This is a genomic window from Myxococcus sp. CA039A, from assembly GCF_013336645.1.
GTDB classification, from domain to species: Bacteria; Myxococcota; Myxococcia; order Myxococcales; family Myxococcaceae; genus Myxococcus; species Myxococcus llanfairpwllgwyngyllgogerychwyrndrobwllllantysiliogogogochensis.
In genome coordinates this window covers 1-3,457 of sequence record NZ_JABUMQ010000563.1, presented here as the reverse complement: position 1 = coordinate 3,457, position 3,457 = coordinate 1, and the positions used below count along the sequence as shown (strand labels likewise).

Below are 3,457 nucleotides of genomic sequence, written 5' to 3'. Positions count from 1 at the left end.
ATTCTGGGGTGGGCGGGCGCCATGCTGCCCATCGCCACGCGACAGGGACGCCGGGAGCTGGGCATCTGGCTGGTGCAGGTGGCGGTGCTCAGCCTGCTGCCCTTCGTGAGCTGGTCCGGGCACCTGGGAGGGTTCCTCTTCGGCCTGCCCTGTGGCGTGGCCCTGCGGCAGGGCCGGCAGGTGTACGCGCTCGCGCTGCCCATCATCCTGTTCCTCACGGCGCTGGTGGCCCTCTACGCGGCCCACCCCGAGCGGCACGGAGCGTTCTGACATGGACGTGCGCAGCATCTGCGTCTTCTGCGGCTCGCGGCCGGGCGCACGGCCCGAGTACGCCGAGGCGGCGACGGCCCTGGGCACCGAGCTGGGACGGCGCGGCATGACGCTCGTCTACGGCGGGGCGAGCGTGGGCCTCATGGGCACCGTGGCCGCCGCCACCCTGGCCGCGGGAGGCAAGGTGGTGGGCGTGCTGCCGCACTTCATGGGCGCGCGGGAGATTGCCCACCTGGGCCTCACGGAGCTCATCCGCGTGGACTCCATGCACGAGCGCAAGGCGCTGATGGCCTCACGCTCGGACGCGTTCCTCGCGCTGCCCGGCGGCTTCGGCACGCTGGACGAGCTCTTCGAAATCATCACCTGGGCACAGCTGGGCCTGCACCAGAAGCCCATGGGCCTGCTCGACACGCTCGGCTTCTTCCAACCCCTGGTGACGCTCGCACGACACCTGGCCAACGAGGGCTTCGCGCCGCCGGAGCAGGCCCTGCCCTTCGCGGTGAGCGCGTCACCCCAGGAACTGGTGGACCGGATGCTCGACGGGCCCACGCTCACGGTGACGGAGAAGTGGCTGAAGCGCCCCGAGCAGACTTAAGCGACACGGGGCCGCGTGCTACTGCGCGGCCACCTTCATCTCAGCCTGGCCCAGCGACGAGGCGAGGCGGAACATCACCTGCTCCGTACCAGGGGGAATGACGAGCTGCCCGGTGGACATCACCGTGGGGAACTGCACCTCGTAGCCGACCCAGAAGACGCTGGTGTACGGGTAGTAGGCGCGCATCTCCAGGTCCGCGCGGCCCAGCCGACGGATGCGCACCGGCGTCACCTCGCCCGCGGGCGTCACCAGCGCCATGCGCCAGATGGTCTTCTTGAAGTCAAAGTCGAGGTACCGGTAGTCGTTGACGTGCACACCCAGGAAAAATTCGTGCACCTGCCCGGCCTCGGTGCGCTCCTCGGAGAGCAGCTGCTCCACCTTGGGAGGCGGCAGCACCTGGAAGGCCGCCTGCCGCTTCACCCGCGCCTCGCGAAACGCCATCGACTGGAGCGTCACCCCGGCGAAGAGGCGGGTGTCGAAGCCGTCGTAGATTTGCTGCTGGCCCGAGTACTTGTCGAGCAGGGCCCGGTAGGCCGCTTCCGCGTTCTCGTCGTGCAGCGTGGGGGCCTGCTCGCCGATGGTGGGAGGCGTGGTGGAGCAGCCGGACAACAGGCCCAGCAGCGCTCCCGTCGCGAGAAGCTTCTTCACGGAATGAAGTCCTTGCGGGTGAACAGCGTGGTGAGCCGGTGGCCCGCGGCCTCCACCGCTTCGCGTCCCCCCTCCAGTCGGTCCACCAGGGCGAACGCCCCCAGCACCGTCAGTCCCTCGGATTTGGCCCGCTCAATCGCCTTGAGCGTCGAGCCACCCGTCGTCACCACGTCCTCGACGATGGCCACCTTCGCGCCCGCGCCCAGCCCGCTCAGGCCTTCAATCCACTGGCCGGTGCCGTGGCCCTTGGGCTCCTTGCGGACGATGAACGCGGCCAGCGGATAGCCAGACAGGTAGCCGGTGAGGCTCACCGCGGACGCGAGCGGATCCGCGCCCAGCGTCAGTCCGCCCGCGCCCACCGCCTCGGGCGCCTCGCGGCGGATGGCCTCCAGGAAGAGCCGGCCGATGAGGAAGTGTCCTTCGGCCAGGAGCGCGGTGCGCTTGCAGTCGATGTAGAAGTCCGACTCCTTGCCAGAGGAGAGCACCACGCGACGGCGCTCGAAGGAGCGCTCGGTGAGCAACTCCAGCAGCCGGGCCCTGTCACGGGCGAACAAGTCGGACATCACTTCAACCCCTCCAGGTACGCCACCAGCTCGGAGGAGTACCGCAGTTGCATCAGCAGCTCCGCTCGGCGCGACTCATCCAGCGAGGTGAACACGTCCGCCAGCAGCGAGAGTTCCTGGTTGATGGTCCCCAACCGCTGCGACACGTCCGCCGCCAGCTCGTCGGCGTCGACCTCTTCTTCCACGCCCTCGGGTGCCAGCTCATCATCGGTGGCAAGCGCCTTGGCGAGCATGTCGGCCACGGCGGCGCTCAGCCGGCCCTGGGCTTCCAACTGGTCGCGCTTGGCCTCCAACACCTCGGGGCCCACCGGCGTGGCGTGGATGGCCTCCGCCAACGACATGAGGAGCGCGTCCTCGTCCGACAGGTCCGTGTGCACGCGCGCCTGCACCGCGTCCCGCTTGAGGAAACGCAGCGCGGCCACGCGCCGGAAACCGCACACCAGCTGGTAGCTCTCTCCGCCCCGGGGACGCACGTCCACCGGGAACAACTGCCCCAGCCGGGCGATGTCCGTGGCCAGCCCGGACACGTCACCCTCCGGACGCAGCCGGTACGCCGACTCGTCCTCGAGCCGCTCCAGTGGCATCAGCACCGTCACCACCCGGCCGGCGAGACGCTCCTCCGGCGCGGCCAGCAGTTCGGGTCCCGACTCTTCCTCGTCGGCGGCACCCGACTCCTGCCCCTCGGAAGCCGCTGTCTCGGAGACACCGGACTCCACCCCGGCGGAAGCTTCCGTCCCGGACCGAGCCTCGGGGGAGGCAGTCCCCTCGGGGGCGGATGGCTCCTGCCCGGGCGCGTCATCAAGCCGCGACTCCGGCGGACGCTCCCCTTCGGACACTCCCGACTCCGATGTGGACTTCACCTGCGACTCTTCCGACACACCCACCGACGACTCCATGGCCCGCTCCGGTTCACCCGAGACGGGTGCTCCTTCCGCGGCGACACCCTGAGACTCCACCGAGCCTCCTTCCGGGGACACAGCCCCCGCATCCGTCGCGGTGACGGGGGCGGACTCCCCTTCCCCACCTTCGACGCGCGTCAGCTCCCGCGGCGCGGGCTCGCCCGGCGCGGAGTCCTGGGACCCACCGTCGCTCCGCGCCGAAACAGCCTCGGGCGTGGACGTCGAGCCACCTTCCGGAGAACCCGGCATCCCATCCTCTCCGTCAACCCTGTGCTCGGCGTCCATGGTGGCACCCCTGGTCTACCCACTCCCGCGCCACCGACTCCGGCGGCGCGGGAAGCGAGCTCTAGCGGGTCTTCTTCTTCACCACGACCTTCTTCTTGGCGCCAGCACCCAACGCGAAGGGCGTTGGCGGCTCGGCAGAAGCAGGCTGCTCCACGGGCGGGGCTACCGGACGCGTCTCGGCCCGGGGGGGCGGAGGC

At 70.2% G+C, this 3,457-nt stretch carries 4 protein-coding genes and 1 pseudogene; 2 read left to right on the top strand and 3 right to left on the bottom strand.

Annotated features, from left to right (window positions below; translation table 11 throughout):
- Both HR086_RS45670 and HR086_RS45665 read left to right on the top strand, forming a co-directional pair.
- Positions 1-270: pseudogene (locus HR086_RS45670) on the top strand (rhomboid family intramembrane serine protease); the annotation flags it as partial.
- 1 nt (position 271) lies between these two features.
- Positions 272-865 carry a TIGR00730 family Rossman fold protein gene (locus HR086_RS45665; RefSeq protein ID WP_174468794.1) on the top strand — a complete coding sequence of 198 codons (594 nt, stop codon included), beginning with the start codon at positions 272-274 and terminating at the stop codon, positions 863-865.
- An 18-nt stretch (positions 866-883) separates the two neighbouring features.
- Here the strand turns inward: HR086_RS45665 and HR086_RS45660 are convergent, their stop codons facing one another.
- Genes HR086_RS45660 through HR086_RS45650 form a run of 3 tightly spaced genes read right to left on the bottom strand, consistent with a single transcriptional unit; the run spans position 884 to position 3,260 of the window.
- Positions 884-1,513, bottom strand: coding sequence for a hypothetical protein (locus tag HR086_RS45660; protein WP_174455834.1), 630 nt, complete (start codon positions 1,511-1,513; stop codon positions 884-886).
- Positions 1,510-2,076 (bottom strand): orotate phosphoribosyltransferase, encoded by a 567-nt coding sequence (pyrE, locus tag HR086_RS45655; RefSeq protein WP_141648692.1) that lies wholly within the window; start codon positions 2,074-2,076, stop codon positions 1,510-1,512. The genes HR086_RS45660 and pyrE overlap by 4 nt, the downstream gene beginning before the upstream one ends.
- Entirely contained in the window at positions 2,076-3,260 is a 1,185-nt protein-coding gene (locus HR086_RS45650) for a ParB N-terminal domain-containing protein (RefSeq protein ID WP_174468793.1), read from the bottom strand. Before HR086_RS45650 ends, pyrE begins: the two co-directional genes overlap by 1 nt.
- Positions 3,261-3,457 lie beyond the last annotated feature (197 nt).

What these genes read in the sequence shown, in the direction of transcription:
- HR086_RS45650 (WP_174468793.1), bottom strand. Translation starts at nt 3,260, where the DNA reads ATGGACGCCGAGCACAGGGTTGACGGAGAGGATGGGATGCCGGGTTCT.
- pyrE (WP_141648692.1), bottom strand. Translation starts at nt 2,076, where the DNA reads ATGTCCGACTTGTTCGCCCGTGACAGGGCCCGGCTGCTGGAGTTGCTC.
- HR086_RS45665 (WP_174468794.1), top strand. Translation starts at nt 272, where the DNA reads ATGGACGTGCGCAGCATCTGCGTCTTCTGCGGCTCGCGGCCGGGCGCA.